At 64.9% G+C, this 23,727-nt stretch carries 22 protein-coding genes; 19 read left to right on the top strand and 3 right to left on the bottom strand.

Annotation, left to right across the window (positions count from 1 at the left end; genetic code table 11):
- Positions 1 to 710: 710 nt before the first annotated feature.
- Positions 711 to 1,091, top strand: coding sequence for a hypothetical protein (locus ACQR03_RS07745; protein ID WP_434841169.1), 381 nt, complete (start codon positions 711 to 713; stop codon positions 1,089 to 1,091).
- A 515-nt stretch (positions 1,092 to 1,606) separates the two neighbouring features.
- Here ACQR03_RS07745 and ACQR03_RS07740 read toward each other — a convergent pair.
- Together ACQR03_RS07740 and queF are read right to left on the bottom strand one after the other, a co-directional pair.
- Complete coding sequence (locus ACQR03_RS07740; RefSeq protein WP_316165280.1) at positions 1,607 to 1,912, bottom strand: hypothetical protein; 306 nt, start codon at positions 1,910 to 1,912, stop codon at positions 1,607 to 1,609.
- A 25-nt stretch (positions 1,913 to 1,937) separates the two neighbouring features.
- On the bottom strand, positions 1,938 to 2,414 hold the full coding sequence (gene queF, locus ACQR03_RS07735; protein WP_316165282.1) for a preQ(1) synthase: 477 nt from the start codon (positions 2,412 to 2,414) through the stop codon (positions 1,938 to 1,940).
- A 169-nt stretch (positions 2,415 to 2,583) separates the two neighbouring features.
- On the opposite strand from queF, the gene eno reads away from it, so the two are divergent.
- From eno to ACQR03_RS07695, 8 genes are all read left to right on the top strand, one after another.
- Positions 2,584 to 3,867, top strand: a complete 1,284-nt coding sequence (gene eno / locus ACQR03_RS07730; protein WP_315738192.1) for a phosphopyruvate hydratase — start codon at positions 2,584 to 2,586, stop codon at positions 3,865 to 3,867.
- Between the two features lie 39 nt (positions 3,868 to 3,906).
- Entirely contained in the window at positions 3,907 to 5,049 is a 1,143-nt protein-coding gene (locus ACQR03_RS07725) for a zinc-binding dehydrogenase (protein WP_315750942.1), read from the top strand.
- Positions 5,050 to 5,168: 119 nt separating this feature from the next.
- Positions 5,169 to 6,164, top strand: a complete 996-nt coding sequence (locus tag ACQR03_RS07720; protein ID WP_315750944.1) for an MBL fold metallo-hydrolase — start codon at positions 5,169 to 5,171, stop codon at positions 6,162 to 6,164.
- 247 nt (positions 6,165 to 6,411) lie between these two features.
- Positions 6,412 to 7,581 carry a serine hydrolase domain-containing protein gene (locus tag ACQR03_RS07715; protein ID WP_315750946.1) on the top strand — a complete coding sequence of 390 codons (1,170 nt, stop codon included), beginning with the start codon at positions 6,412 to 6,414 and terminating at the stop codon, positions 7,579 to 7,581.
- A gap of 147 nt (positions 7,582 to 7,728) precedes the next feature.
- Positions 7,729 to 8,286, top strand: a complete 558-nt coding sequence (locus tag ACQR03_RS07710) for an NADPH-dependent FMN reductase (RefSeq protein WP_315750948.1) — start codon at positions 7,729 to 7,731, stop codon at positions 8,284 to 8,286.
- A gap of 145 nt (positions 8,287 to 8,431) precedes the next feature.
- Positions 8,432 to 9,223: an aldolase gene (locus tag ACQR03_RS07705; protein ID WP_315750950.1), complete on the top strand. Its 792-nt coding sequence runs from the start codon at positions 8,432 to 8,434 to the stop codon at positions 9,221 to 9,223.
- A gap of 26 nt (positions 9,224 to 9,249) precedes the next feature.
- Complete coding sequence (locus ACQR03_RS07700; RefSeq protein WP_315711656.1) at positions 9,250 to 9,960, top strand: GNAT family N-acetyltransferase; 711 nt, start codon at positions 9,250 to 9,252, stop codon at positions 9,958 to 9,960.
- A gap of 79 nt (positions 9,961 to 10,039) precedes the next feature.
- Entirely contained in the window at positions 10,040 to 10,357 is a 318-nt protein-coding gene (locus ACQR03_RS07695; RefSeq protein WP_315711657.1) for an FtsB family cell division protein, read from the top strand.
- 134 nt (positions 10,358 to 10,491) lie between these two features.
- Here the strand turns inward: ACQR03_RS07695 and ACQR03_RS07690 are convergent, their stop codons facing one another.
- Positions 10,492 to 12,171 carry a methyl-accepting chemotaxis protein gene (locus ACQR03_RS07690; protein WP_315711658.1) on the bottom strand — a complete coding sequence of 560 codons (1,680 nt, stop codon included), beginning with the start codon at positions 12,169 to 12,171 and terminating at the stop codon, positions 10,492 to 10,494.
- Between the two features lie 480 nt (positions 12,172 to 12,651).
- On the opposite strand from ACQR03_RS07690, the gene pdhA reads away from it, so the two are divergent.
- From pdhA to ACQR03_RS07640, 10 genes are all read left to right on the top strand, one after another.
- Positions 12,652 to 13,674: a pyruvate dehydrogenase (acetyl-transferring) E1 component subunit alpha gene (pdhA, locus tag ACQR03_RS07685; protein WP_315711659.1), complete on the top strand. Its 1,023-nt coding sequence runs from the start codon at positions 12,652 to 12,654 to the stop codon at positions 13,672 to 13,674.
- A gap of 30 nt (positions 13,675 to 13,704) precedes the next feature.
- Positions 13,705 to 15,099: a pyruvate dehydrogenase complex E1 component subunit beta gene (locus tag ACQR03_RS07680; RefSeq protein ID WP_315827496.1), complete on the top strand. Its 1,395-nt coding sequence runs from the start codon at positions 13,705 to 13,707 to the stop codon at positions 15,097 to 15,099.
- Between the two features lie 18 nt (positions 15,100 to 15,117).
- Complete coding sequence (locus ACQR03_RS07675; RefSeq protein ID WP_015666657.1) at positions 15,118 to 15,423, top strand: DUF5076 domain-containing protein; 306 nt, start codon at positions 15,118 to 15,120, stop codon at positions 15,421 to 15,423.
- A 2-nt stretch (positions 15,424 to 15,425) separates the two neighbouring features.
- Positions 15,426 to 16,781, top strand: a complete 1,356-nt coding sequence (locus ACQR03_RS07670) for a pyruvate dehydrogenase complex dihydrolipoamide acetyltransferase (RefSeq protein ID WP_315711661.1) — start codon at positions 15,426 to 15,428, stop codon at positions 16,779 to 16,781.
- A gap of 39 nt (positions 16,782 to 16,820) precedes the next feature.
- Entirely contained in the window at positions 16,821 to 17,057 is a 237-nt protein-coding gene (locus tag ACQR03_RS07665) for a hypothetical protein (protein ID WP_315827498.1), read from the top strand.
- 32 nt (positions 17,058 to 17,089) lie between these two features.
- Positions 17,090 to 18,511, top strand: coding sequence for a dihydrolipoyl dehydrogenase (gene lpdA, locus ACQR03_RS07660; protein WP_315827499.1), 1,422 nt, complete (start codon positions 17,090 to 17,092; stop codon positions 18,509 to 18,511).
- A 125-nt stretch (positions 18,512 to 18,636) separates the two neighbouring features.
- On the top strand, positions 18,637 to 19,878 hold the full coding sequence (locus ACQR03_RS07655; protein ID WP_316170326.1) for a threonine synthase: 1,242 nt from the start codon (positions 18,637 to 18,639) through the stop codon (positions 19,876 to 19,878).
- 90 nt (positions 19,879 to 19,968) lie between these two features.
- Entirely contained in the window at positions 19,969 to 20,940 is a 972-nt protein-coding gene (locus tag ACQR03_RS07650) for a tripartite tricarboxylate transporter substrate binding protein BugD (protein WP_315827501.1), read from the top strand.
- A gap of 236 nt (positions 20,941 to 21,176) precedes the next feature.
- Positions 21,177 to 22,901, top strand: coding sequence for a dihydroxy-acid dehydratase (ilvD, locus tag ACQR03_RS07645; RefSeq protein ID WP_315827502.1), 1,725 nt, complete (start codon positions 21,177 to 21,179; stop codon positions 22,899 to 22,901).
- 103 nt (positions 22,902 to 23,004) lie between these two features.
- Positions 23,005 to 23,721, top strand: coding sequence for a tetratricopeptide repeat protein (locus tag ACQR03_RS07640; protein ID WP_409977886.1), 717 nt, complete (start codon positions 23,005 to 23,007; stop codon positions 23,719 to 23,721).
- Positions 23,722 to 23,727: the final 6 nt, after the last annotated feature.

The raw sequence follows: 23,727 nt of genomic DNA, 5'->3' as shown, positions 1-23,727 counted from the left end.
TTGCTCCGTCATGGCCGGGCTTGTCCCGGCCATCCACGTCGTTCGGCGCGCTGAGAAGGACGTGGATGCGCGGGACAAGCCCGGCCATGACGACGTGGAGACGGGCGAGGGCAAAATGCCCATCGTTAGCTGCGATGGTCCTGGGAAAGTGCGGCGAGGGCGTTTCTCGCTCTCGATGCTGAAGATGCGCGGCTGAGACATATCGGCGCTTTCGTTGGCCGCGGGACGCACCGCCGCCATCTCGCGGCGCGTCTGCGTCCGAGCTTTGCCTTGGGACATGCCCTCTTTCTGAGAAGAGGGCACGGGGAATGCCGGGAGCTGGCCGCCCCCATGGCCCGCCTGCAGAAAAAAATGCAGGCGGCAGGAACCACAGGTTCAGCCGAGACATCCCGGCATTCCCCGCGCGATGGTTGGGCGGCTTATACGTACTCTCCCCGGGGACCGGGCTGTCTTGCCCCCGTGACCGGCGGATCATCACCACCAGCGTAGCCTCAGCGTCGGGAGGCCAGGACCATACGACTTCGCCGGCGCATCAGGCCCGTTCGTCCGCATGAATGATCACGCTGCGCCCCCGACACGCCCACCGCATCCCGCCTCAACGTCCGTGACGACCGCGAAGCGCCCCTCTGATCGAGACGGGACGACGATAGTCAATCACGAATTCTGATAAAACGAAAGTAGAATATTTTTCGCGGAAGGTCTGGACAGGGGTGATCGGTTTGAAGGCGCAGGAAAAATCGGCTTTCAGGAGCAGCGGTTTGGTGGTTGCAGAGAACGGGAAAGTCAAACGGGAACGCACCCGTCGGGCGACTCAGAACCATGGATCGACGCTGGGCTGCGGCTGCTGTACCCGCATTTACGGTCCGCCACCGCTGGTCGTCCCACGACGCTGCAACGCCATCGCGAGGACCCAAGCAAAGAAGCGTTTGGAGTTCACTGGGTTCGTTCCGGCGGTCATTGAAAGCCTTTGTGGCGCAACCTTTGGCGTTGCCGAAGCACCTCGGTTGAGCTTGAGTGGTATTAGGCTAAGCACCGGCGAAACGGGCAAGCAGAAGCCGCTCTTGTATTTCGACGAAAATATTCCAGCGTAGATCATTGATAATTTTAGGAAGCGATCTTGGTGGAAAAAGAAGGTGAAGGTGCTTAGTGCGGTAGAGCTAGGCAATCAGGGTCGGTCTGACGACTTTCATTCCAGTACTGCTCGCGGCTCGGATACACGCTCGTCTCTTTTGATACCGACTTCAATGATGATGCAGCCTACCCGTTTTCAAACGGAAGAATGTACGGGGTAATCATGTTGAAGGGGTCGAAGAAGAACTCGAATCGATCGAAAAGCGATCTTGCCTCCCTCCTGGATTTCGTTTTGGCGACTCCTTTCCCGAAGTCGTTTTTGCAGGAAAGCAAGTTTGTCATAAGCGGAGAAGGATGTGTGATGCGGGGGAGAGATGTAAAAACGAAAGAGATCAAATCCATGCAAATTGAATCTCGTAAGACCCGCCTGGGAGAGGTTTGGAAGCACTTCTCAATAATGTAGTTTAGCGGTAGTGCGAAAGTGCGTACGAGGCGCCGGGGACCGGCGGCCTTCAGGCCCGCGCGCGATCGGCGACTACCAGTCGAGATTTGCCGACCGGCACATCTCGCAGACGATCACATCGTCCTTCCGGGAAAGGGGACGGCGGCAGCGGTGACACGTGCCCGCGGTCTGTGTGACGTGTAGCGTCAGGGCCTTTGCTTCCGCCATGGAGAAGCCGAACTCGGCGGCGAGCAATTTGTGGCCCGCAATCTGACTGCGGCGGATTTCCCTTGCGATCCTCGCCTTGTGTTCTGCTGACAGCGAGGGCGGCCACGTGACGGTTATGGTGCACTTGGGACAGTGCACCGACAGGCGGGCATGCTTTACTGCGCCGTTCACGGCGTACCTCCTTCCTCGATCAGCTTCACCCCCGCCCACGATACGGCGCCACGCCCTGGTCTGGCACCCACAGGCCCTTCGGCAGCTTGCCGGTCTGCCAGAACACGTCGATCGGGATGCCGCCGCGGGGGTACCAGTAGCCGCCGATGCGCAGCCATTTCGGCTTGATCTCGGCGGCGAGGCGCTTGCCGATGGCGACGGTGCAGTCCTCGTGGAACGCGCCATGGTTGCGGAAGCTGGCCAGATAGAGCTTCAGCGACTTGGATTCCACCAGCCAGGGGCCGGGGGCATAGTCGATGACCAGATGGGCGAAATCCGGTTGTCCCGTCACCGGGCACAGCGAGGTGAACTCGGGCACCGTGAAGCGGGCCAGGTAATCCGTGTCCTTCTGCGGATTGGGAACGCGGTCGAGCGTTGCCGTTTCCGGACTGTCGGGGGCGGCCACATGGCGGCCCAGCTGAAGGCCGGCCGATGTCATGGTGGTGTTGGATCTTTTCGCCATATGTCGTGTCACCTGTCGCGATTGGCGCCCGTTTAGCCAATCGCCGGGCGTGCGTCATCCGGTTCGTGATTTCGACGCGAGTTCTGCTCCACTTGGCCTTTTCGCCCCCGTGACCTTGCGGTAGAAGCGGCGCAGCAATGCCCACCCGGAAACGCCGTAAGAGGACCCCATGACCGCCATCGTCGACATCATCGGCCGCGAAATCCTGGACAGCCGCGGCAATCCCACGGTCGAGGTCGACGTCGTGCTGGAGGACGGCTCGGTCGGCCGCGCCGCGGTGCCGTCCGGCGCCTCCACCGGCGCCCACGAGGCGGTCGAGCTGCGCGACGGCGACAAGCACCGCTATCTCGGCAAGGGCGTGCTGAAGGCCGTCGAAGCCATCAACGACGAGGTCTATGAGGCGCTCAGCGACATGTCGGTGCAGGACCAGGTCCAGATCGACCAGATCCTGATCGAGCTCGACGGCACCGAGAACAAGAGCCGGATCGGCGCCAACGCGATTCTCGGCGTCTCGCTCGCCTGCGCCAAGGCCGCGGCGATCTCCTACGACATGCCGCTGTATCGCTATGTCGGCGGCACCTCGGCCCGCACCCTGCCGGTGCCGATGATGAACATCGTCAATGGCGGCGTCCACGCCGACAATCCGATCGATTTCCAGGAGTTCATGATCATGCCGGTGGGCGCGCCGAGCTTCGCGGAGGCGCTGCGCTGCGGCTCGGAGATCTTCCACACGCTCAAGGCCGAGCTGAAGAAGGCGGGCCACAACACCAATGTCGGCGATGAGGGCGGCTTCGCGCCGAACCTGCCGTCGGCGGACGCAGCCCTCGACTTCGTCATGAGCGCGATCGGCAAGGCCGGCTACACCGCCGGCGAGGACGTCATGCTGGCGCTCGACTGCGCCGCGACCGAATTCTTCAAGGACGGCAAGTACGTCTACGAGGGCGAGAACAAGTCGCGCTCGCGCTCCGAGCAGGCCAAGTATCTTGCGGATCTGGTCGCCCGCTACCCGATCGCCTCGATCGAGGACGGCATGTCGGAGGACGACATGGACGGCTGGAAGGAGCTGACCGACCTGATCGGCCACAAGTGCCAGCTCGTCGGCGACGACCTGTTCGTCACCAACGTCAACCGTCTCGCCGACGGCATCCGCAACGGCCGCGCCAACTCGATCCTGATCAAGGTCAACCAGATCGGCACGCTCACCGAGACGCTGGCCGCGGTCGAGATGGCCTACAAGGCCGGCTACACCGCCGTGATGTCGCATCGCTCCGGCGAGACCGAGGATTCCACGATCGCCGATCTCGCGGTCGCCACCAATTGCGGGCAGATCAAGACCGGCTCGCTGGCGCGCGCCGACCGCACCGCCAAGTACAACCAGTTGCTGCGCATCGAGCAGGAGCTGGACGCGCAGGCCAAGTATGCGGGCAGGGCGGCGCTGAAGGCGCTGGCCTGAGTCTGGACCAAGCTAAAGCAAAGAAAAAGGGAGGCACGCATGGGTGTCGAGACACAGGGCCTGCAACTGCGGACGTTGATCAGGCGCAGCGGCGAGCTCGAGCTCTCGCTGGTCGACGTGCCGACCCCCGAGCCGGGACCAGACGAGGTCGTGGTGCGGATCGAGGCGGCGCCGATCAACCCGTCCGATCTCGGCCTCCTCGTCGGCGCGGCGGACCTCGCGACCATGCAGGCGTCCGGCACCAAGGAGCGGCCCGTGATCACCGCCAAGGTGTCGGAGGCGGGGATGCGGGCGATGGCCGGCCGGCTCGACGAGTCCCTGGCCGTAGGCAACGAGGGCGCGGGCGTGGTGGTCAAGACCGGCTCCTCGGATGCCGCCAAGGCGCTGATGGGCCGCACGGTCGCGGCCATCGGCGGCGCGATGTACAGCCAGTATCGCTGCCTGAAGCTCTCCGAATGCCTGCCGCTGCCGGCCGGCACCACGCCGGCCGAGGGCGCCTCCTGCTTCGTCAATCCGCTGACCTCGCTCGGCATGACCGAGACGATGCGGCGCGAGGGCCATACTGCGCTGGTGCACACGGCCGCCGCGTCCAATCTCGGGCAGATGCTCAACAAGATCTGCCTCAAGGACGGCATCCCGCTCGTCAACATCGTGCGCAGCGCTGATCAGGCCGAGCTGTTGCGCGGCATCGGCGCGAAATACATCGTGGATTCGACGGCGCCGACTTTCATGGACGACCTGATCGCGGCGCTGGTCGAGACCGGCGCGACCATCGCCTTCGATGCGATCGGCGGCGGCAAGCTCGCCGGCCAGATCCTCAACGCGATGGAAGCTGCGATCAACAAGTCCGGCAAGCATCCCTACAGCCGCTACGGCTCGAACGTGCACAAGCAGGTCTACATCTACGGTAGCCTCGACACGCGCCCGACCGAGATCACGCGCGGCTTCGGCATGACCTGGAGCGTCGGCGGCTGGCTGCTGTTTCCGTTCCTGATGAAGATCGGCAAGGCGGATACCGAGCGGCTGCGCCAGCGCGTCGTCGACGAGCTGAAGACGACCTTTGCGAGCCACTACACCAAGGTGGTTTCCTTGTCCGAGGCGCTCGATCCGGCCAACCTTGCCGTGTACGCCAAACGGGCCACCGGCGAAAAATTCCTCATCGACCCCAACAAAGAGAAGTGACCTAACGTCGCTCCTCGGACGTTGCTGACGGGCTTGCGTTTGGCCCGCATGCGGAGACAATCCGCCCCGTTTGTCTGGGGGCGGTGTCAGCCGCATGGAGCACTGAGGAGAGATTTGTCATGACCCGATTGGATCGCCGTCGATTTCTGGCCGGTGCGGCCCTCGCCGGGGCTGCAACCGCTTTGCCGCCGCTGGCCGGACGGGCACGCGCAGCGGTTGCACCCGCCGGCGCGCAGGCGCCCGGCTTCTATCGCTACAAGGTCGGCGACTATGAATGCACCTCCGTCAATGACGGCGCGCGCACCTTCCCGATGCCCGACACGTTCGTCGTCAACACGGCGAAGGACGACGCGCTCGCGGCTGCCGAAAGCGCCTACATGCCGAAGGGCATGATCACGATCCCCTTCAATCCGCAGCTGATCAACACCGGCTCCAAGCTGGTCCTGATCGACACCGGCAACGGCGCTGGCGCCTTCGAGGCCAGCAAGGGCGCGGTTGGCCGCACGCTGCAGAACCTCGCTGCCGCCGGCGTCGATCCGAAGAGCATCGACGTCGTCGTGCTCTCCCACATGCATGGGGACCACATCAACGGCCTCAAGCTCGCGGACGGCTCGCTGGCGTTCCCGAACGCCGAGCTGAAGGTGCCGGCTAAGGAGTGGGCGTTCTGGAATAGCGACGAGAACGCCGCCAAGGCGCAGACCGACTTGATGAAGGGCAACTTCGCCAACTTCAAGAAGGTGTTCGGCGGGCTCGAGAGCAATATCACTCAGTACGAGTGGGACAAGGAGGTCGCGCCCGGCATCACCGCGCTCGGCACGCCCGGTCACACGCCGGGACACACCTCGTTCGCGGTCGCGTCCGGCAACGCCAGGGTCCTGATCCAGGCCGACGTCACCAACGTTCCCGAGCTGTTCCTGCGCAACCCCGACTGGCACGTGATGTTCGACACCGATGCCGAGATGGCGCAGGCCACGCGGCACAGGTTCTACGACATGGCCGCCGCCGAGAAGGCCAAGGTGATCGGCTTCCACTTCTCGTTCCCTTCAGTGGGCTATGTCGAGAAGGACGGCGCCAAGTACCGGCTGATTCCGGCGCCGTGGAATCCGGTGATCTGAATATCGGTTAGCGTCATTGCGAGGAGCCCCCGGGTCTCGCCTCCGGCGAGCCCGAGGACAGGCTCCGCGACGAAGCAATCCAGAGTCCCAACCGAGCCCTGGATTGCTTCGCTTCGCTCGCAATGACGGAGGAGAGAGGGGGCCGCCTTCGGGCGGCCTGAGCGTTTTTGCATATGCGAAATGCCGGGCTTTCCGGGCCTGTTGCGAACCCCTATGTCGAGCACCTCGGAAATCCCGCAGGATTCGTATGTCGACCGATCCCTCTCCCTCCAACGCCGATCTCTCCAACTGGCGCACTGCGCCGTTCAGCCGCTGGGCCTTTCACAACATCCGCGCGATCCTGCCGGTCGCCGACATCGAGAGCGCGCCGGGCAGCGCCTGGACGCTGCCGTCGAGCCTCGTGTCGTTCGACGATTTCAGCGTGCGGCTGCCCAAGGGCGGCACGCTCGATCTCGACGGTTTCCTGAAGGCGACGGCGACCGACGGGCTCCTGATTCTGCAGGACGGCCGCATCGTCTTCGAAATGTATGACGGCGGCACCGACCGCGACACGCCGCACATCCTGATGTCGGCGACCAAGTCGATCACCGGCCTCATGGCCGGCATCCTGACCGGCCGCGGCGAGCTCGATGTCGACGCCGAGGTCACGCGCTATGTGCCGGAAGTGGCCGCCACGGCCTATCGCGGCGCTACGATCCGGCAGCTGCTCGACATGCGTGCGGGCGTCGTGTTCGATGGTGCCGGCCTGCAGGCCTATGCCGACGCCGCGGGCTGGGAGCCGGTCGCGCCGGGCACGACGCCGAACCTGCACGATTTCTTTGCGACGATGCGCGCTCAGGCGGCGCCGCATGGCGGCGCCTTCAGCTACGTCTCGTCCAACACCGATCTGCTGGGATGGGCGATCGAGCGCGCCACCGGCCGCAGCTTCGCGAGCCTCGCCGGCAGCCTGCTGTGGAAGCCGATGGGGGCGAGCGGCGAGGCCTTCATCACCCTCGACCGCAACGGCGCGCCGCGCTGCACCGGCGGCTTCTGCGCCACCTTGCGCGACGTCGCCCGGCTCGGCCAGCTCGTGCTGTCAGGCGGGCGGCGGGGCTCTCACACGATCATTCCCGAAGGTTGGATCGACGACATCAGGCACAATGGCGATGTGCAGGCCTGGCGCGACGGCCAATGGCGCGACAGTTTTGCCGCGATCAGCCGCAACATGCACTATCGCAGCGGCTGGTACGTCACAAACGACGCGCCGCAGCTGATGTTCGCGATGGGCATTCACGGCCAGAACCTGTTCGTCGATGCCGCCAACGGCATCGTGATCGCCAAGGTCTCGTCATGGGCGCAGCCGGTCGACGGGCAGGCGATCTGGCTCACACATCAGGCGGTGGCGGAATTCACGCGCTGTCTCAAGGGGACCGGCTGAGCTCCACGACGCGGGCAAGGGTCGGGAACACTCGGGCGTTGCTTGCGATGAAACGCAGTGTTTCGCGTGAGGATGGTCCATGCACTTGCATGTTCCTGCTCGCGCGCCTTAAGTGCGCTCCACACCCCGCTCCTCAAAGGATTCCCCATGCCCGCACCTTATTCGATCGTCGCCCTCGTCGGCAGTCTCCGCAAGGAGAGCTTCACCCTGAAGATCGCCAATGCGCTCGCCAAGCTGGCGCCGGCCAGCCTGAAGATCGACGTGACCACGCTCAACGGCCTGTCGTTCTTCAACCAGGATCTCGAAGCCAATCCGCCGGCCGACTGGCTCGCCCTGCGGGAGAAGCTGAAGGCCTCGAACGGCGTGCTGATCCTGACGCCGGAATACAACCGCTCGATTCCCGGCGTGCTCAAGAATGCGATCGACGTCGCCTCGCGTCCCTATGGGCAGAGTTCGTTCCTGGGCAAGCCGGTCGGCCTCATCTCCAATTCGCCGGGCCCGCTCGGTGGCGTGGCGGCGGCCAAGCATCTGCAGAACATCATGCCTGGCATCTCTGGCCCGGTCATGGGGCAGCCGGAAATCTACCTGAATGGCGTCGGCGACGCCTTCGACGCCCAGGGCGAGCTGGTCAAGGATTCGCTCAAGACGGTGTTGCAGCAATATCTGGATGCATTCGCCACCTTCGTGGCCAAGCAGAACGGCTGATCGCGTTCGCCGCCGCCGCGTCCACCTGCGGCGGTCGGCAACTGCATGACGGGTATGATGCGGGCAGGGCGTTGACGCGCCTTGCCCGATCCGTTTCAAGGCGATGCCGGACCTGCGCAAGGATGCGCATTGCCAAGGAAGCACGATGGCCCATTCGTTCACACCCGCGTCGTCGTCGAGGCCCGGCCCGAACCAGCCGGATCTCGACTCGGAGGCCGTCTGGCAGACGCGGATCGACCTCGCGGCCTGTTTCCGGATGGCGGCGCGGCACGGGTTCGAAGAGGGCATCTGCAACCACTTCTCGGCGCTGGTCCCCGGCTATGACGACCTCTTCATCGTCAATCCCTACGGCTATGCGTTCCGCGAACTGACGGCCTCGAAGCTCCTGGTGTGCGACTTCGACGGCAACGTCGTTGCCGGCGACGGCCGCCCGGAGGCGACCGCCTTCTACATCCACGCCCGCATCCACAAGGCGCTGCCGCGCGCCAAGGTGGCGTTCCACACCCACATGCCCTACGCCACCGCGCTATCGATGACCGAAGGCGACCCGCTGATCTTCGCCGGGCAGACGGCGCTGAAATTCTATGGGCGAACCGCGGTCGACGAGAATTACAACGGGCTGGCGCTCGACGCGCGGGAGGGGGATCGCATCGCCGGGGCTGTCGGTGATGCCGACATCGTCTTCATGAAGCATCATGGCGTCATGGTTCTGGCGCCGACCATCGCCGAAGCCTGGGACGATCTCTACTACCTCGAGCGTGCCTGCCAGGTGCAGTGCCTGGCGCTGTCGACCGGCCGCAAGGTGGTGCCGGTCGCGCCCGAGATCGCCGAGGCCGCCTATCGCCAGATGCGCGAAGGAGATGCGGAATCGGCTCGGTTGCACCTCGATGCCGTCAAGCGCATGCTCGACCTCGAAGAGCCGGTCTACCGGAGCTGAGGACGGATCGTCTGGAGGCTGGTTCGATGTCCAAATTGGAGCTTTCTGCCGAGCAGCACGCAGCGCTGGATCGCCCCGTCTGGTCAGCCCTGACCACCGGGCACCGAGCGCTTGCGGAGGGCGCCGCGCATGCTCGTCGCTATCCGGCGGCGATTGCGCCATTTGCCGCCATGTCGGACGACAGCGATGCTGCGTGGTCTGAACTCGCCGACCTTGCCAACGAGGATGTCGTTGCGATCGTGACCCCTGCACCCCCGGGCGAGGTGCGTGGCCTTGACGCCCGGCTCAGAGCCAGCGTCCGCCAGATGGTTGCCGTCGGGGCGGTCGATCCCGTGGGGGATGCCGCGGTCGAGGTGCTGGACGAGCGCGACATCCCTGCGATGCTGGAGCTGACTGCACGGACCAAACCCGGTCCGTTCCTGGCCAGGACCCGCGAGCTGGGCCGCTACATCGGCATTCGTGACGGGGAGCGACTGGCCGCCATGGCCGGGGAGCGCATGCGCCTCGACGGGTTCACGGAAATCAGCGCGGTCTGTGTCCATCCGGACTATCGCGGCCTTGGCTATGCCCAGAGGCTCGTCACGGTCCTGATGACGGCCATCAGGGGCAGGGGCGAGACGCCGTTTCTCCACGTCATAGACGACAATCATGCCGCGATCGCGCTGTATGAGCGTCTCGGCTTCGTGTCGCGAGCCACCTTGTGTTTCACGGTGCTTCGGCAATCCGTCAGCCAGTGACGCGTGATGGGACCTTCGGAACGAAGCCGCGCGGCGTAGATTAGCAGATCCTTAACCAAGGCGCCCCATCTTCCGGCCCATGGTCTCCCGCGCGCGGCTCAAATCGTTCCTGACCGGGCTCGCCCTCTACACGATGGCGGCCGCCATCATCGGCTATTTCGGCATCAACGCCTATACCGGCCGCTACGGCCTGACCGCGCGTCAGGAGCTCGACCAGGAGATCATTGCGCTCACCTCCGAGCTCGCCCGGCTGAAGCAGGAGCGGGCGGAGGGTGAGAAGCGCGTGTCGCTGCTGCGCTCCGACCGGGTCGATCCCGACATGCTCGATGAGCGCGCCCGCTTCCAGCTCGGCTACGCTAACCCGCGTGATCTGATCCGGATCAATCGGCCGAACTGAGCGAGCCGGTCTCCGCGATGCATCCGTTGTGAGACTCGCCTCGCGTCTGCGTAACGAACGCAGGCACGACAAGCCCATGACGAGGAAGACCCGCGCTGCGCGCGGGCCTTCGACGATCGCTGATGGGCTGCCCCTTATGCGGCCCGCACGGTGGCGAGGAACTTGTGGACCTCGGCCTTCAGGCGGTTGCTGTCCTGGGACAGTGACTGCACAGCGTTGAGCACCTGGGACGAAGCCGTCCCCGTCTCGGTTGCTTCGCGCTGGACGTCGGCAACATTCGCGGAGACCTCTTTCGTACCGCTGGCGGCTTGCTGGATGTTGCGCGAGATTTCCTGGGTTGCGGCGCCCTGTTCTTCGACAGCGGCTGCGATGGTGGCGGCGATTTCCGACATCCGGCCGATCGTGTCGCCGATTTCCTTGATGGCGGTCACCGAATGCTGAGTGGCGGTCTGGATGGCGCCAATCTGCTGGCTGATCTCTCCCGTCGCCTTGGCAGTCTGCTCGGCGAGCGCCTTGACCTCCGAGGCGACAACGGCGAAGCCGCGACCGGCTTCACCCGCCCGCGCCGCCTCGATGGTGGCGTTCAAGGCCAGCAGGTTGGTCTGGCCGGCGATGGTGTTGATGAGCTCCACCACGTCGCCGATGCGAGCCGCCGCTTGCGACAATTCGCCCACGCGTTCATTGGTCTTGCGGGCCTGCTCAACGGCTTCACTGGCGATCGCCGAAGACTGCTGCACCTGTCGGCTGATCTCGTTCACGGAGGAGGACATTTCCTCGGTGGCGGCGGCGACCGACTGGACGTTGTTGGAGGCGGCGCCTGAGGCGCCGGCTACGACGGTGGCAAGACCCTTCGAGCGCTCGGCCGTTGCGCTGAGCGACTGGGCCGATGACTCCAGATCGGTCGCTGCCGACGACACCGTCTCGATGATCTGGCCGACCGCTGTCTCGAAATCGTTCGCAAGGCGCATCGTATCGATCTTGCGCTGCTCGGCCTGGCGTGCCTCCAGCTCGTTCTGCTCGGCCTCGAGCCGCTGGCGGGCGACGGCATTGACCTTGAACACCTCGACGGCACGGGCCATCTCGCCGACCTCGTCGCGCCGTTCCGAGTTCGGGATCTGCACAGCGAGATTCCCGTTCGCAAGCTCGGTCATCGTCCGGGTGATCGCTTGCAGCGGCCGGACCAGGCCGCGCGCGATCATCAGGGTCGCAACGCACAGCAGGGCGATCAGTCCGACGGCCCAGATCAGCGTCACCTTGACGGAGGCGTAGAACGCCTCGTCGAGATCGTCGACATACACGCCTGTGCCCACAACCCAGTTCCACGGATCGGCCTTCATGGTGTAGCCGAGCTTCGCCACCGGGACGCTGCTGCCGGCGCGCGCGAACATATAGCTGACGAAGCCGCCACCAGGCTGGGTCGAAGCCGCGATCAACTCGCGTACGAAGGGCAGACCATTGGCGTCCTTTTCGTTGAGCAGACCCTTGCCCTCCCAATCCGGCTTCGGGCCAAGCACGAGGTTCACGCCGTCCGGCTGGTAGACGAAGATGTAGTCGTTCTTGCCGAACCGAATGCCGCGGAGCACGGCCTTGGCGCGGTTCTGCGCCTCGTCCGCGGTCAGGGCCCCCTTCGCCGCCGCATCGGCAAAGCCCTTCACGATCGACACGGCAGATTGCACCTGTCCGACGACTGCGGCCTTACGCTCTTCGACCAGGGCTGTTCGGGTGGCCAGCAGCTGGCTGACCACGGCGACGATACAGACGCCGATGGATAACGCGACCAGAACCGCAAAGCGGCGAGGGATGGTGAGAACCATGTTCGTTCCTGTCAGAGGGCCCAGGCAGCCGGACAGTCCAGGCAGCCAGGGATTTTCGTTGAGTTGTTTGATTTCGTTGATGAATTCGGAAAAATTGTGCGCTGCGGAGGGTTTAGAATTGATTGATTCGAAGGCCCGTAGGAACACGGAGACCCCCTGCCGCTGCTCGGTCGGAATATCCGTTATGCCGATGTTCGATATGTCGGGTTTTTTGGTCGCTGTCGGCGTCGTCGAGATCCCAACGATGAGGGTGTCGTCGAGGGCGTCGCCGGCTTGGCCTCACGCGTCCCATCCGCTGAGATGGCTGCTCTTTTTTGTAGCGGCCTGCGGTCGGATTCCAAAAATGGTGGAATTGTATTTGCAATATTTCGTGTGCATTGCAGCGCGGCACGCCAAAGCCTTCGGACGCGCCACGCGGTCCTTTTACGTCTCCTGGAGTTGAGCTAGAGAGAGCTACTTTTTCTCTCATCCGGAATTGCCATGGCCGCACCGAAGAAGACCGCCGCAAAGGAACAAGGGCAGGACAGAGACAACGGCCCGCCGCCGGAATTCACCAGAGAACAGGAATTGGCTGCGCTTCGCGACATGCTGCTGATCCGCCGCTTTGAGGAAAAGGCCGGTCAGCTTTATGGCATGGGTGCGATCGGCGGCTTCTGCCATCTTTACATCGGCCAGGAAGCCGTCGTGGTCGGCATGCAGATGGCGCTGAAGCCGGGCGATCAGGTCATCACCGGCTATCGTGATCATGGCCACATGCTGGCCACCGGCATGGACGCCAAGGGCGTGATGGCCGAGCTCACCGGGCGCCGCGGTGGATACTCCAAGGGCAAGGGCGGCTCCATGCACATGTTCAGCATGGAGAAGAACTTCTTCGGCGGCCACGGCATCGTCGGCGCCCAGGTCTCGCTCGGCACCGGCCTTGCGCTCGCCAACCGCTACCGCGGCAACGACTCGGTCAGCGTCGCCTATTTCGGCGATGGCGCGGCCAACCAGGGGCAGGTCTATGAGAGCTTCAACATGGCGGAGCTCTGGAAGCTGCCGGTGATCTACGTCATCGAGAACAACCGCTATGCGATGGGCACGGCGGTGTCGCGCGCCTCGGCGCAGACCGACTTCTCCAAGCGCGGCATCTCCTTCAACATCCCGGGCGAGCAGGTCGACGGCATGGACGTCCGCGCCGTGAAGGCTGCGGGCGAGAAGGCCGTTGCCTGGTGCCGCGAGGGCAAGGGCCCGTACATTCTGGAAATGCAGACCTACCGCTATCGCGGCCACTCGATGTCGGACCCGGCGAAGTATCGCACCCGCGAGGAGGTGGAGAAGGTCCGTCACGACCAGGATCCGATCGAGCAGGTGCGCAACCGCCTGCTGGCGGCCAAGGTCAGCGAGCAGGATCTCAAGACGATCGATGCCGACGTGCGCAAGATCGTCAACGAGGCCGCCGATTTCGCGCAGGCCGATCCCGAGCCCGATGTCGCCGAGCTCTACACCGACGTTTACCGCTGAGCGCGCGCAAGCTGTTTCTCTGGAGCTGATATGCCTATTCAAGTTTTGATGCCTGCGCTGTCGCCCACGATGGAAAAGGGCAATCTCGCCAAATGGCTGAAGAAGGAAGGTGAGGCGATCAAGTCGGGTGACGTGATCGCCGAGATCGAGACCGACAAGGCCACGATGGAGGTCGAGGCGACCGACGAGGGCACGCTCGGCAAGATCCTGATCCCCGAAGGCACCGCCGACGTCGCGGTCAATACGCCGATTGCGACCATCCTCGCGGATGGCGAGAGCGTGGCCGATCTCGGCAAGGCGGCACCCGCTGCCGAGATGAAAGCCGCGCAGTCGGCGCCGCCGGCCGAGCCGGCTGCTTCGGTGTCGGCATCGCCTGCGCCGACCGGCGTGGCTGCGCCGCAGAGCGTGGCCGAGCCCGATCCCGAGGTGCCAGCGGGCACCGAGATGGTGACGCAAACCATCCGCGAGGCGCTGCGCGACGCCATGGCCGAGGAGATGCGCCGAGACGGCGACGTCTTCATCATGGGCGAGGAGGTCGCCGAATATCAGGGCGCCTACAAGGTCACCCAGGGCCTGCTGCAGGAGTTCGGCGCCCGCCGCGTGATGGACACGCCGATCACCGAGCACGGCTTCGCCGGCATCGGCGTCGGTGCGGCGATGGCCGGCCTGAAGCCGATCGTCGAGTTCATGACCTTCAACTTCGCCATGCAGGCGATGGACCAGATCATCAACTCCGCAGCCAAGACCTTGTACATGTCGGGTGGCCAGATGGGCTGCTCGATCGTGTTCCGTGGTCCGAACGGCGCCGCCGCCCGCGTTGCCGCGCAGCACAGCCAGGACTACGCGTCTTGGTACTCTCACGTTCCCGGCCTCAAGGTGATCGCGCCGTACTCCGCGGCGGACGCCAAGGGCCTGCTGAAGGCCGCGATCCGCGATCCGAACCCGGTGATCTTTCTCGAGAACGAGGTGCTCTACGGCCACTCCGGTGAAGTGCCGAAGCTCGACGACTATGTGATCCCGATCGGCAAGGCGCGCATCGCCCGCAGCGGCAAGGACGTCACCATCATCTCGTGGTCGAACGGCATGACCTACGCGCTCAAGGCCGCCGATGAGCTTGCCAAGGAGGGCATCGAGGCCGAGGTGATCGACCTGCGCACGCTGCGTCCGATGGACACCGAGACCATCGTCGCCTCGGTCAAGAAGACCGGCCGCGCGGTGACGGTGGAGGAGGGCTGGCAGCAGAGCGGCGTCGGCGCCGAGATCGCCGCGCGCATCATGGAGCACGCCTTCGACTATCTCGATGCCCCAGTCGCGCGCGTGTCCGGCAAGGACGTGCCGATGCCGTATGCGGCGAATCTCGAGAAGCTCGCGCTGCCCTCGGCCGCGGAGGTCGTTCAGGCCGCCAAATCCGTCTGCTACCGGTAAGCCGTCGAGGACGCCCAGATGGCCGGACCCAAGGAGCAGCCGCTGCCGCCCGATGTAATCGGCCGCGAGGACGCCACCGAAGTGTTGCGCGCCTTCGTGCTCGATGGCGGGCTCTCGATCGCCTTCCAGCGCGCGTTCGAGGAGCCCGACGTGTGGGGGCTGCTCCTGGTCGACGTCGCCCGTCATGCTGCGCGCGCCTATGCGCGCGAGAGCGATTATTCCGAAGACGAGGCGCTGCAGCGCATCGTCGAGATGTTCGAAGCCGAGCTGGCTCGGCCGACCGATACAGGCACCACCAGCCCCAGGTCGAAACAAGGTCACTGATCATGCCGATCAACATTCTCATGCCCGCGCTGTCGCCGACGATGGAGAAGGGCAACCTCGCCCGTTGGCTCAAGAAGGAAGGCGACCAGGTCAAGTCAGGCGAGGTCATCGCCGAGATCGAGACCGACAAGGCCACGATGGAAGTCGAGGCGGTCGACGAAGGCACCCTCGCCAAGATCCTGGTGCCGGAAGGCACGCAGGACGTGCCCGTGAACGACGTGATCGCGGTGCTCGCCGGCGAGGGCGAGGACGTCAAGGCCGCCGGCAGCGCACCGGCTGCGGCAGCTCCCAAGCCCGAGGCCAAGCCCATCGCATCGGCGGCTCCCGCTGCGACGGCTGCACCGGCCGCGGCGCCCGCGCCGAAGTCGGCTACGGCTCCTGCGCCAGCCGCGCCTGCGGCGGCCCCTCAGGTCAACGGTCATGCGCGCATCTTCTCGTCGCCATTGGCGCGACGTCTCGCCAAGGATGCCGGCATCGATCTCGGCCGCATCACCGGCACCGGCCCGCACGGCCGCGTCGTTGCGCGCGACGTCGAGGACGCCAAGTCCGGCAAGGGCCTGAAGGCCGCGCCGTCGGCGGCACCTGCCGCGACAGGCGCGCCCGCGCTGGCGCCGTCGATGTCGGACAAGCAGATCCTGGCGCTGTTCGAGCCCGGCTCCTACGAGGTCATCCCGCACGACGGCATGCGCCGCACCATCGCGCAGCGCCTCACGGCGTCGGTGCAGAACGTCCCGCACTTCTACCTGACGATCGACTGCGACATCGGCAAGCTGCTCGCCGCGCGCGAGGAGATCAATGCGGCAGCTCCAAAGGACAAGGAGAAGAAGCCGCTCTACAAGCTCTCGGTGAACGATTTCGTCATCAAGGCGATGGCGGTGGCGCTGCAGAAGATCCCGAACTGCAACGTGAGCTGGACCGAAGGCGGCATGGTCAAGCACAAGCATTCCGATGTCGGTGTCGCCGTCGCAATGCCCGGAGGACTGATCACGCCGATCATCCGCAAGGCCGAGACCAAGACGCTGTCGGCGATCTCCAGCGAGATGAAGGACTTTGCCGCGCGCGCCCGCTCGCGCAAGCTGAAGCCGGAGGAATATCAGGGCGGCACCACGGCCGTCTCCAACCTCGGCATGTACGGCATCAACCACTTCACCGCCGTGATCAATCCACCGCATGCCACGATCCTCGCGGTTGGCACCTCGGAAGAACGCCCCGTCGTGCGCAACGGCAAGATCGAGATCGCGAGCATGATGAGCGTGACGCTGTCGTGCGATCACCGCGCGATCGACGGCGCGCTCGGCGCCGAGCTGATCGGCGCCTTCAAGCAGCTGATCGAGAATCCCGTGATGATGATGGTGTGATCTTGCTTTCCGGAGCGGGATGGCAAACGGGGCCGACGCATGCGCATCAGAACGCGGTGGCCCTGGATCACGGCGCTGGTGAGCGCCGCGCTGTTTGCCAATCCGCTCGGGATCGACGTCATCTATTCTGCCTTCTTCTCCGGCGAGGCGCTGTCGCGCGGCATCTGGGCGCCGATCGCGCTCGCCGGATTCGCTATCTGCACCCTGCTGATGCTCCTGGAAGCCGTCATGCGAGCCATGATCTGGCGACGCTCCGTCCGCAGCCCCACCGTCTGATTTCCGACTGCTTAAGTTGAATGGGAGCCGTCATGGCCGACACATCCTTCGACATCATCATCATCGGGTCCGGCCCGGGCGGCTACGTCGCCGCGATCCGCGCCGCCCAGCTCGGCTTCAAGACCGCGATCATCGAGAAGTCCTATCTCGGCGGCATCTGCCTGAACTGGGGCTGCATCCCGACCAAGGCGCTCCTGCGCTCGGCCGAGATCTATCACTACATGCAGCATGCTAAGGACTATGGCCTGTCGGCGGAGAAGATCTCCTACGATCCGAAGGCGGTTGTGCAGCGCTCGCGCGGCGTCTCGAAGCGCCTCAATGACGGCGTCGGCTTCCTGATGAAGAAGAACAAGGTCCAGGTGATCTGGGGCAAGGCTGCGATCGACGCGCCCGGCAAGATCACGGTGACCAAATCCGACGTCGAGGCGCCCAAGGGCGCGCTGGGCGAGGGGACCTATCAGGCGAAGCACATCATCGTTGCCACCGGCGCGCGGCCGCGCGTGCTGCCGGGGCTCGAGCCGGACAAGAAGCTGGTCTGGACCTATTTCGAGGCGATGGTTCCTGACAAGATGCCGAAGTCGCTGTTGGTGGTCGGCTCTGGCGCGATCGGCATCGAATTCGCCTCGTTCTTCCGCACCATGGGCTCTGACGTCACCGTGGTCGAGGTGCTGCCGCAGATCCTGCCCGTCGAGGACGCCGAGATCGCCGGCCTCGCGCGCAAGCAGCTGGAGAAGCAGGGCCTCAAGATCATGACCGGCGCCAAGGTCACCAAGCTCGACAAGAAGAGCGACAGCGTGGTGGCGACGATCGACGACGGCAAGGGCAAGACCGAGTCGGTCGAGTTCGATCGCGTGATCTCGGCGGTCGGCGTTGTCGGCAACATCGAGAATCTTGGCCTCGAGAAGCTCGGGGTGAAGACCGATCGCGGCTGCATCGTCATCGACGGCTACGGCAAGACCAACGTCCCCGGCGTCTACGCGATCGGCGACGTCGCCGGTCCCCCGATGCTCGCGCACAAGGCCGAGCATGAGGGCGTGGTCTGCGTCGAGGCCATCAAGGGCCTGCATCCGCACCCGATGGACAAGAACCTCATTCCGGGCTGCACCTATTGCCATCCGCAGGTCGCCTCCGTCGGCCTCACCGAGGCCAAGGCCAAGGAGCAGGGCCGCGACGTCAGAGTCGGCCGCTTCCCCTTCGTCGGCAACGGCAAGGCAATTGCGCTCGGCGAGGACCAGGGCCTGGTCAAGGTGATCTTCGACAAGAAGACCGGACAACTGATCGGCGCCCACATGGTCGGCGCCGAGGTCACCGAGCTGATCCAGGGCTATGTCGTGGCGATGAACCTCGAGACGACAGAGGAAGAGCTGATGCACACGGTCTTCCCGCATCCGACCCTGTCGGAGATGATGAAGGAAGCCGTGCTCGACGCCTACGGCCGCGTGCTGAACATGTAGCTCCGTCCCCGCTCGTCATGCGCGGGCTTGACCCGCGCATCCATCGCGCTTCGGGAAACTCTGCGAAGCGGATGGATTGCCGGGTCAAGCCCGGCAATGACGACAGCAGCCAGAAAGTCACTGCCGTGAAATCCAGCGACAATCTCACCATCGAACGTCCGACCTTCGTCACCCATCTCGAATGCGCGATGGAAGGCGATCACTATCCGGCGGATCAGGTCCACAACCTCTCCAAGGCCGGCAAGCCGCTCTTGGTGCGCTACGATCTCGCGGGCGTGAAGCGGGCGCTCACGAAGGACGCGCTGGCGCAGCGTCCGGCCGACATGTGGCGCTATCGCGAGCTGCTGCCGGTGCGCAAATGCCGGGACATCGTCAGCCTCGGCGAGGTCATGACACCGCTGATCAGCCTGCCCAAGCTGTCGAAGAAGCTCGGCGGCGGCGAGATCATCGTCAAGGATGAGGGCCGGCTGCCGACCGGCTCGTTCAAGGCGCGCGGCCTCGTGATGGCAGTGTCGATGGGCAAGGCGCTCGGCATCAAGCACATGGCGATGCCGACCAACGGCAATGCCGGTGCTGCGCTCGCGGCCTATGCGACCTCCTGCGGCATCAAGACCACGATCTTCTGTCCGGCCGATACGCCGGAGGTGAACGTCAGCGAGATCGAGCTGCAGGGCGCGACCGTCTACCGCGTCAACGGACTGATCGACGATTGCGGCAAGATCGTCGGCGAGGGCAAGGCCAAGGTCGGCTGGTTCGATACCTCGACGCTGAAGGAGCCGTATCGCATCGAGGGCAAGAAGACGATGGGCCTGGAGCTTGCCGAGCAGCTCGGCTGGGACGTGCCCGACGTGATCTTCTATCCGACCGGCGGCGGCACCGGCCTGATCGGCATGTGGAAGGCGTTCGACGAACTGGAGAAGATCGGCTTCATCGGTTCCAAGCGTCCGCGCATGGTCGCGGTGCAGGCGTCGGGCTGCGCGCCGATGGTGCGGGCCTTCGAGCAGGGCGTCGAGCATGCGACCCGGTGGGAAGACGCCCACACCATCGCGTCCGGCATCCGCGTGCCTCAAGCGGTGGGTGATTTTCTCATCCTGCGCGCGGTGCGCGAGAGCAAAGGTTTCGCCATCGCGGTCGATGATGAGAAGATTTCATCTGCGCTCAGCGAGGTCGCGCGCGAGGAGGGGCTGCTGTTGTGCCCGGAAGGCGCGGCGACCTATGCCGCCTACAAGCAGAGCCTGGCCGACGGGCGCGTAACGAAAAACGATCGCGTCATGCTGTTCAATTGCGCGACAGGACTTAAATATCCGCTGCCGCCGGTCACCCGCACGCTCGATCGTCACCAGCCGATCGACTTCGGGCAGTTCTAACTAACAACCAGCACCGCGGCCTCGGGCACATGCTCCGGCGCAGACGCATTCGCGTCTGCCGCCGGTGCGTGCGACACAAGGGAGGACGTGATGCGACGAGCTCTTTGCGCCGTGCTGTTGGTGTGTCTTGCGCTGATGCAGCCGGCGCGCGCCGACAATTATCCCTCGCGCGCGATCACCGTGATCGTGCCATTCGCTGCCGGCGGCCCATCGGATGCGATGATGCGCATCCTCGCCGAGCACATGAGACAGACGCTCGGCCAGCCCGTTCTGATCGAGAACGTGACAGGGGCGGGCGGTTCGATCGGCGTGGGCCGTGCCGTCCGCTCGAAGCCCGACGGCTACACCGTGAGCTTCGGCCATCTCGGCACCCATGTCGCCAACGGCGCCGTCTACCGGCTCGGCTATGACCTCGAAGCCGATCTCGAGCCGGTGGTGCTGCTGCCGAGCAATCCGATGATCATCGTCAGCAGGAACAACATCCCGGCGAAGTCGCTGCCGGAGTTTCTCGCCTGGGTGAAGTCGCAGCCGAATCCCGTGTCGGCCGGCACCGCGGGCAATGGCTCCGGCAGCCACATCGCGGGGCTCTATTTCGAGCAGATCACCGGCCTCAGGCTGCAATATGTGCCGTATCGCGGCACGGGACCGGCGATGAACGATCTGGTCGCCGGCCAGATCGATCTGATCGTCGACCAGACCTCCAACGCCATCAACCAGGTTCGTGCCGGGACGATCCGCGCCTACGCCGTCACCGACGCCAAGCGGCTCGAGTCCGCGCCGGAGATTCCGACCACCGACGAGGCCGGCCTGCCGGGCTTCCACATGACCCTGTGGTCGGGCCTCTGGCTGCCGAAGGGCGCCAGCAAGGAGATCGTCGACACCCTCAATGCGGCGGCGGTGGCCGCGCTGGACGAGCCGGATGTGAAAAATCAATTGAAAAACCTGGGGTTGCAGATGCCGACGGCCGACCAGCGCAGCCCCGCCGCGCTTGGAACCTTGCAGCGCGCCGAGATCCGCAAATGGTGGCCGATGATCCGCGCCGCTGGGGTGGTGCCGGAGTAGGCTCACCCTGCCACGCCCAATCGCACATGGTTGCGCATCGGCCACGAATGTTGCGACGTCGCCACAGTTTACGAAGTTTTGGTAACAATCTCCGGCGCTCCGCAAACGCGCCGCTTTTTAGCCACACCTGGTCGTGAAATACTTTGATCAGAACATAACCAGTGCGTGTGAGGCTGCCGAAAATCCACTTGCCGGATTTTGAGCGTTCTCCGCAGCACCGGGAGGCCAAAACAGCGATGGACGCGAAGACCGACATCAAGCGCAGGCTGCCCAGCCGTCATGTGACGGAAGGGCCCGAGCGTGCGCCGCATCGGTCCTACCTCTACGCCATGGGCCTCACCACGGCGCAGATCCATCAGCCCTTCGTCGGCGTCGCCTCGTGCTGGAACGAGGCTGCGCCCTGCAACATCGCGCTGATGCGGCAGGCCCAGGCGGTGAAGAAGGGCGTCGCCCACGCCGGCGGCACGCCGCGCGAATTCTGCACCATCACCGTGACCGACGGCATCGCGATGGGCCATGACGGCATGCGCTCGTCGCTGCCGTCGCGCGAGGCGATCGCCGATTCGGTGGAGCTGACGATTCGCGGCCATTCCTACGATGCGCTCGTCGGCCTCGCCGGCTGCGACAAGTCGCTGCCGGGCATGATGATGGCGATGGTCCGGCTCAACGTGCCCTCGATCTTCATCTATGGCGGCTCGATCCTGCCCGGCAATTTCCGCGGCCAGCAGGTCACCGTGCAGGACATGTTCGAGGCTGTCGGCAAGCATTCGGTGGGTGCGATGTCGGACGACGACCTCGACGAGCTCGAGCGCGTCGCCTGCCCATCGGCTGGCGCCTGCGGCGCCCAATTCACGGCCAACACGATGGCGACGGTGTCCGAAGCGATCGGGCTGGCGCTGCCTTATTCGGCCGGGGCCCCGGCGCCTTACGAAATCCGCGATGCCTTCTGCATGACCGCCGGCGAACAGGTCATGGAGCTGATTGCCGCCAATATCCGCCCGCGCGACATCGTCACGCGAAAATCCCTGGAGAATGCCGCTGCGGTTGTGGCGGCGTCCGGCGGGTCGACCAATGCTGCGCTGCATCTACCTGCGATTGCGCACGAGGCCGGCATCAAGTTCGACTTATTCGACGTCGCCGAAATCTTCAAAAAGACACCTTATATCGCGGATTTGAAGCCGGGTGGCCGCTATGTCGCCAAAGACATGTTCGAGGCTGGTGGCATTCCGCTCTTGATGAAGACGTTGCTCGACCATGGCTATTTGAACGGCGACTGCCTCACAGTCACCGGCCGGACGATCGCCGAAAACCTCAAAGGCGTGAAGTGGAATCCGCACCAGGACGTGGTGATGCCGGCTGACAAGCCGATCACTGCAACCGGGGGTGTCGTCGGTCTGAAAGGCAATCTCGCGCCAGAGGGCGCGATCGTGAAAGTCGCGGGCATGTCGAACTTGAAATTCTCTGGGCCGGCCCGCTGCTTCGATCGGGAAGAGGACGCCTTTGACGCCGTCCAGAAGCGCACCTATCGCGAAGGCGACGTGATCGTCATTCGCTACGAGGGGCCGCGCGGCGGTCCGGGCATGCGGGAAATGCTGCAGACCACGGCGGCGCTGACCGGGCAGGGCATGGGCGGCAAGATCGCGCTGATCACCGACGGCCGGTTCTCGGGCGCGACCCGGGGCTTCTGCATCGGCCATATCGGACCGGAGGCGGCGGTCGGCGGACCGATCGCGCTGGTCGAGGATGGCGACATCATCGAGATCGACGCCGAGGCGGGCATCCTTAACGTGAAGTTGAGCGATGCCGAGCTGGCGACACGCAAGACCAAGTGGACGCCGCGTGAGACGCATCACACGTCAGGTGCACTTTGGAAATATGCCCAGCAGGTGGGGCCGGCCGTGGCGGGCGCCGTGACCCATCCAGGTGGTGCGCAAGAGAAGTATTGCTATGCGGACATCTGATCGGATCCTTTTCGCATTGATGCTGGGGGTTGCCCCGCTCGCGTTGCCGACGCCATCGTTCGCGTTCGATGGCGCTCCGGTCAACCAGGAGCCGGCGATCCCCGTGGCTGGACAGCAGGCTGGCGCCGGCGCGCTGCGCAAGGCGCTGCCCGCGACGACGTCCTCGACCTCACCCACGCAGTCCCTGACGGCGCTGCAATACGCGGCGGAGGAAGGCCACCCGATTGCGCAGTTCAAGCTCGGCCGCATGTATGCGGCGGGCGATGGCGTTGCGCGCGACGACATGCGCGCCTTCGACTATTTCAGCCGCATCGCCAATGCGCATGCGGAGGACAGCCCGTCGGCGCCGCAGGCGCAGATCGTCGCCAATGCCTTCGTCGCGCTCGGCCGCTATTACCTGAGCGGCATCCCCAACACGAAGGTCAAGGCCGATCCGGATCGCGCGCGGGAGATGTTCTCCTATGCGGCGTCCTACTTCGGCAATGCGGACGCCCAGTACGACCTGGCGCGGATGTACCTGAAGACCGCGGATGCCTCGCGCGACGACTTCCGTTATGGTGCGCGCTGGCTCGGCCTCGCCGCGCAGAAGGGCCAGCACCAGGCCCAGGCGCTGCTTGGTCAGATGCTGTTCAACGGCGACCGGCTGCCGCGCCAGCCGGCGCGCGGACTGATGTGGCTCACGCTGGCGCGCGACAGCGCCGGTCCGGACGAAGCCTGGATCAAGGAGAGCTACAACCGCGCCTTCGCCAAGGCCTCGGACGATGACCGCGCCTCGGCGCTGCAGATGCTCGAGAGCTGGGTGCAGGGCAAGCGCGAGTAGCAGGAG

Source organism: Bradyrhizobium sp. HKCCYLS3070 (assembly GCF_051167575.1).
GTDB lineage: Bacteria > Pseudomonadota > Alphaproteobacteria > Rhizobiales > Xanthobacteraceae > Bradyrhizobium.
This window is presented reverse-complemented; position numbering and strand designations above follow the sequence as displayed.

Coding starts and splice junctions, on each gene's coding strand:
- ACQR03_RS07700 (WP_315711656.1), top strand. CDS start 9,250: ATGTCCAAATTGGAGCTTTCTGCCGAGCAGCACGCAGCGCTGGATCGC.
- ACQR03_RS07665 (WP_315827498.1), top strand. CDS start 16,821: ATGCGCATCAGAACGCGGTGGCCCTGGATCACGGCGCTGGTGAGCGCC.
- ACQR03_RS07680 (WP_315827496.1), top strand. CDS start 13,705: ATGCCTATTCAAGTTTTGATGCCTGCGCTGTCGCCCACGATGGAAAAG.
- ilvD (WP_315827502.1), top strand. CDS start 21,177: ATGGACGCGAAGACCGACATCAAGCGCAGGCTGCCCAGCCGTCATGTG.
- ACQR03_RS07710 (WP_315750948.1), top strand. CDS start 7,729: ATGCCCGCACCTTATTCGATCGTCGCCCTCGTCGGCAGTCTCCGCAAG.
- ACQR03_RS07720 (WP_315750944.1), top strand. CDS start 5,169: ATGACCCGATTGGATCGCCGTCGATTTCTGGCCGGTGCGGCCCTCGCC.
- ACQR03_RS07675 (WP_015666657.1), top strand. CDS start 15,118: ATGGCCGGACCCAAGGAGCAGCCGCTGCCGCCCGATGTAATCGGCCGC.
- eno (WP_315738192.1), top strand. CDS start 2,584: ATGACCGCCATCGTCGACATCATCGGCCGCGAAATCCTGGACAGCCGC.
- ACQR03_RS07690 (WP_315711658.1), bottom strand. CDS start 12,171: ATGGTTCTCACCATCCCTCGCCGCTTTGCGGTTCTGGTCGCGTTATCC.
- queF (WP_316165282.1), bottom strand. CDS start 2,414: ATGGCGAAAAGATCCAACACCACCATGACATCGGCCGGCCTTCAGCTG.
- ACQR03_RS07695 (WP_315711657.1), top strand. CDS start 10,040: ATGGTCTCCCGCGCGCGGCTCAAATCGTTCCTGACCGGGCTCGCCCTC.
- ACQR03_RS07650 (WP_315827501.1), top strand. CDS start 19,969: ATGCGACGAGCTCTTTGCGCCGTGCTGTTGGTGTGTCTTGCGCTGATG.
- ACQR03_RS07670 (WP_315711661.1), top strand. CDS start 15,426: ATGCCGATCAACATTCTCATGCCCGCGCTGTCGCCGACGATGGAGAAG.
- ACQR03_RS07715 (WP_315750946.1), top strand. CDS start 6,412: ATGTCGACCGATCCCTCTCCCTCCAACGCCGATCTCTCCAACTGGCGC.
- ACQR03_RS07705 (WP_315750950.1), top strand. CDS start 8,432: ATGGCCCATTCGTTCACACCCGCGTCGTCGTCGAGGCCCGGCCCGAAC.
- lpdA (WP_315827499.1), top strand. CDS start 17,090: ATGGCCGACACATCCTTCGACATCATCATCATCGGGTCCGGCCCGGGC.
- pdhA (WP_315711659.1), top strand. CDS start 12,652: ATGGCCGCACCGAAGAAGACCGCCGCAAAGGAACAAGGGCAGGACAGA.
- ACQR03_RS07725 (WP_315750942.1), top strand. CDS start 3,907: ATGGGTGTCGAGACACAGGGCCTGCAACTGCGGACGTTGATCAGGCGC.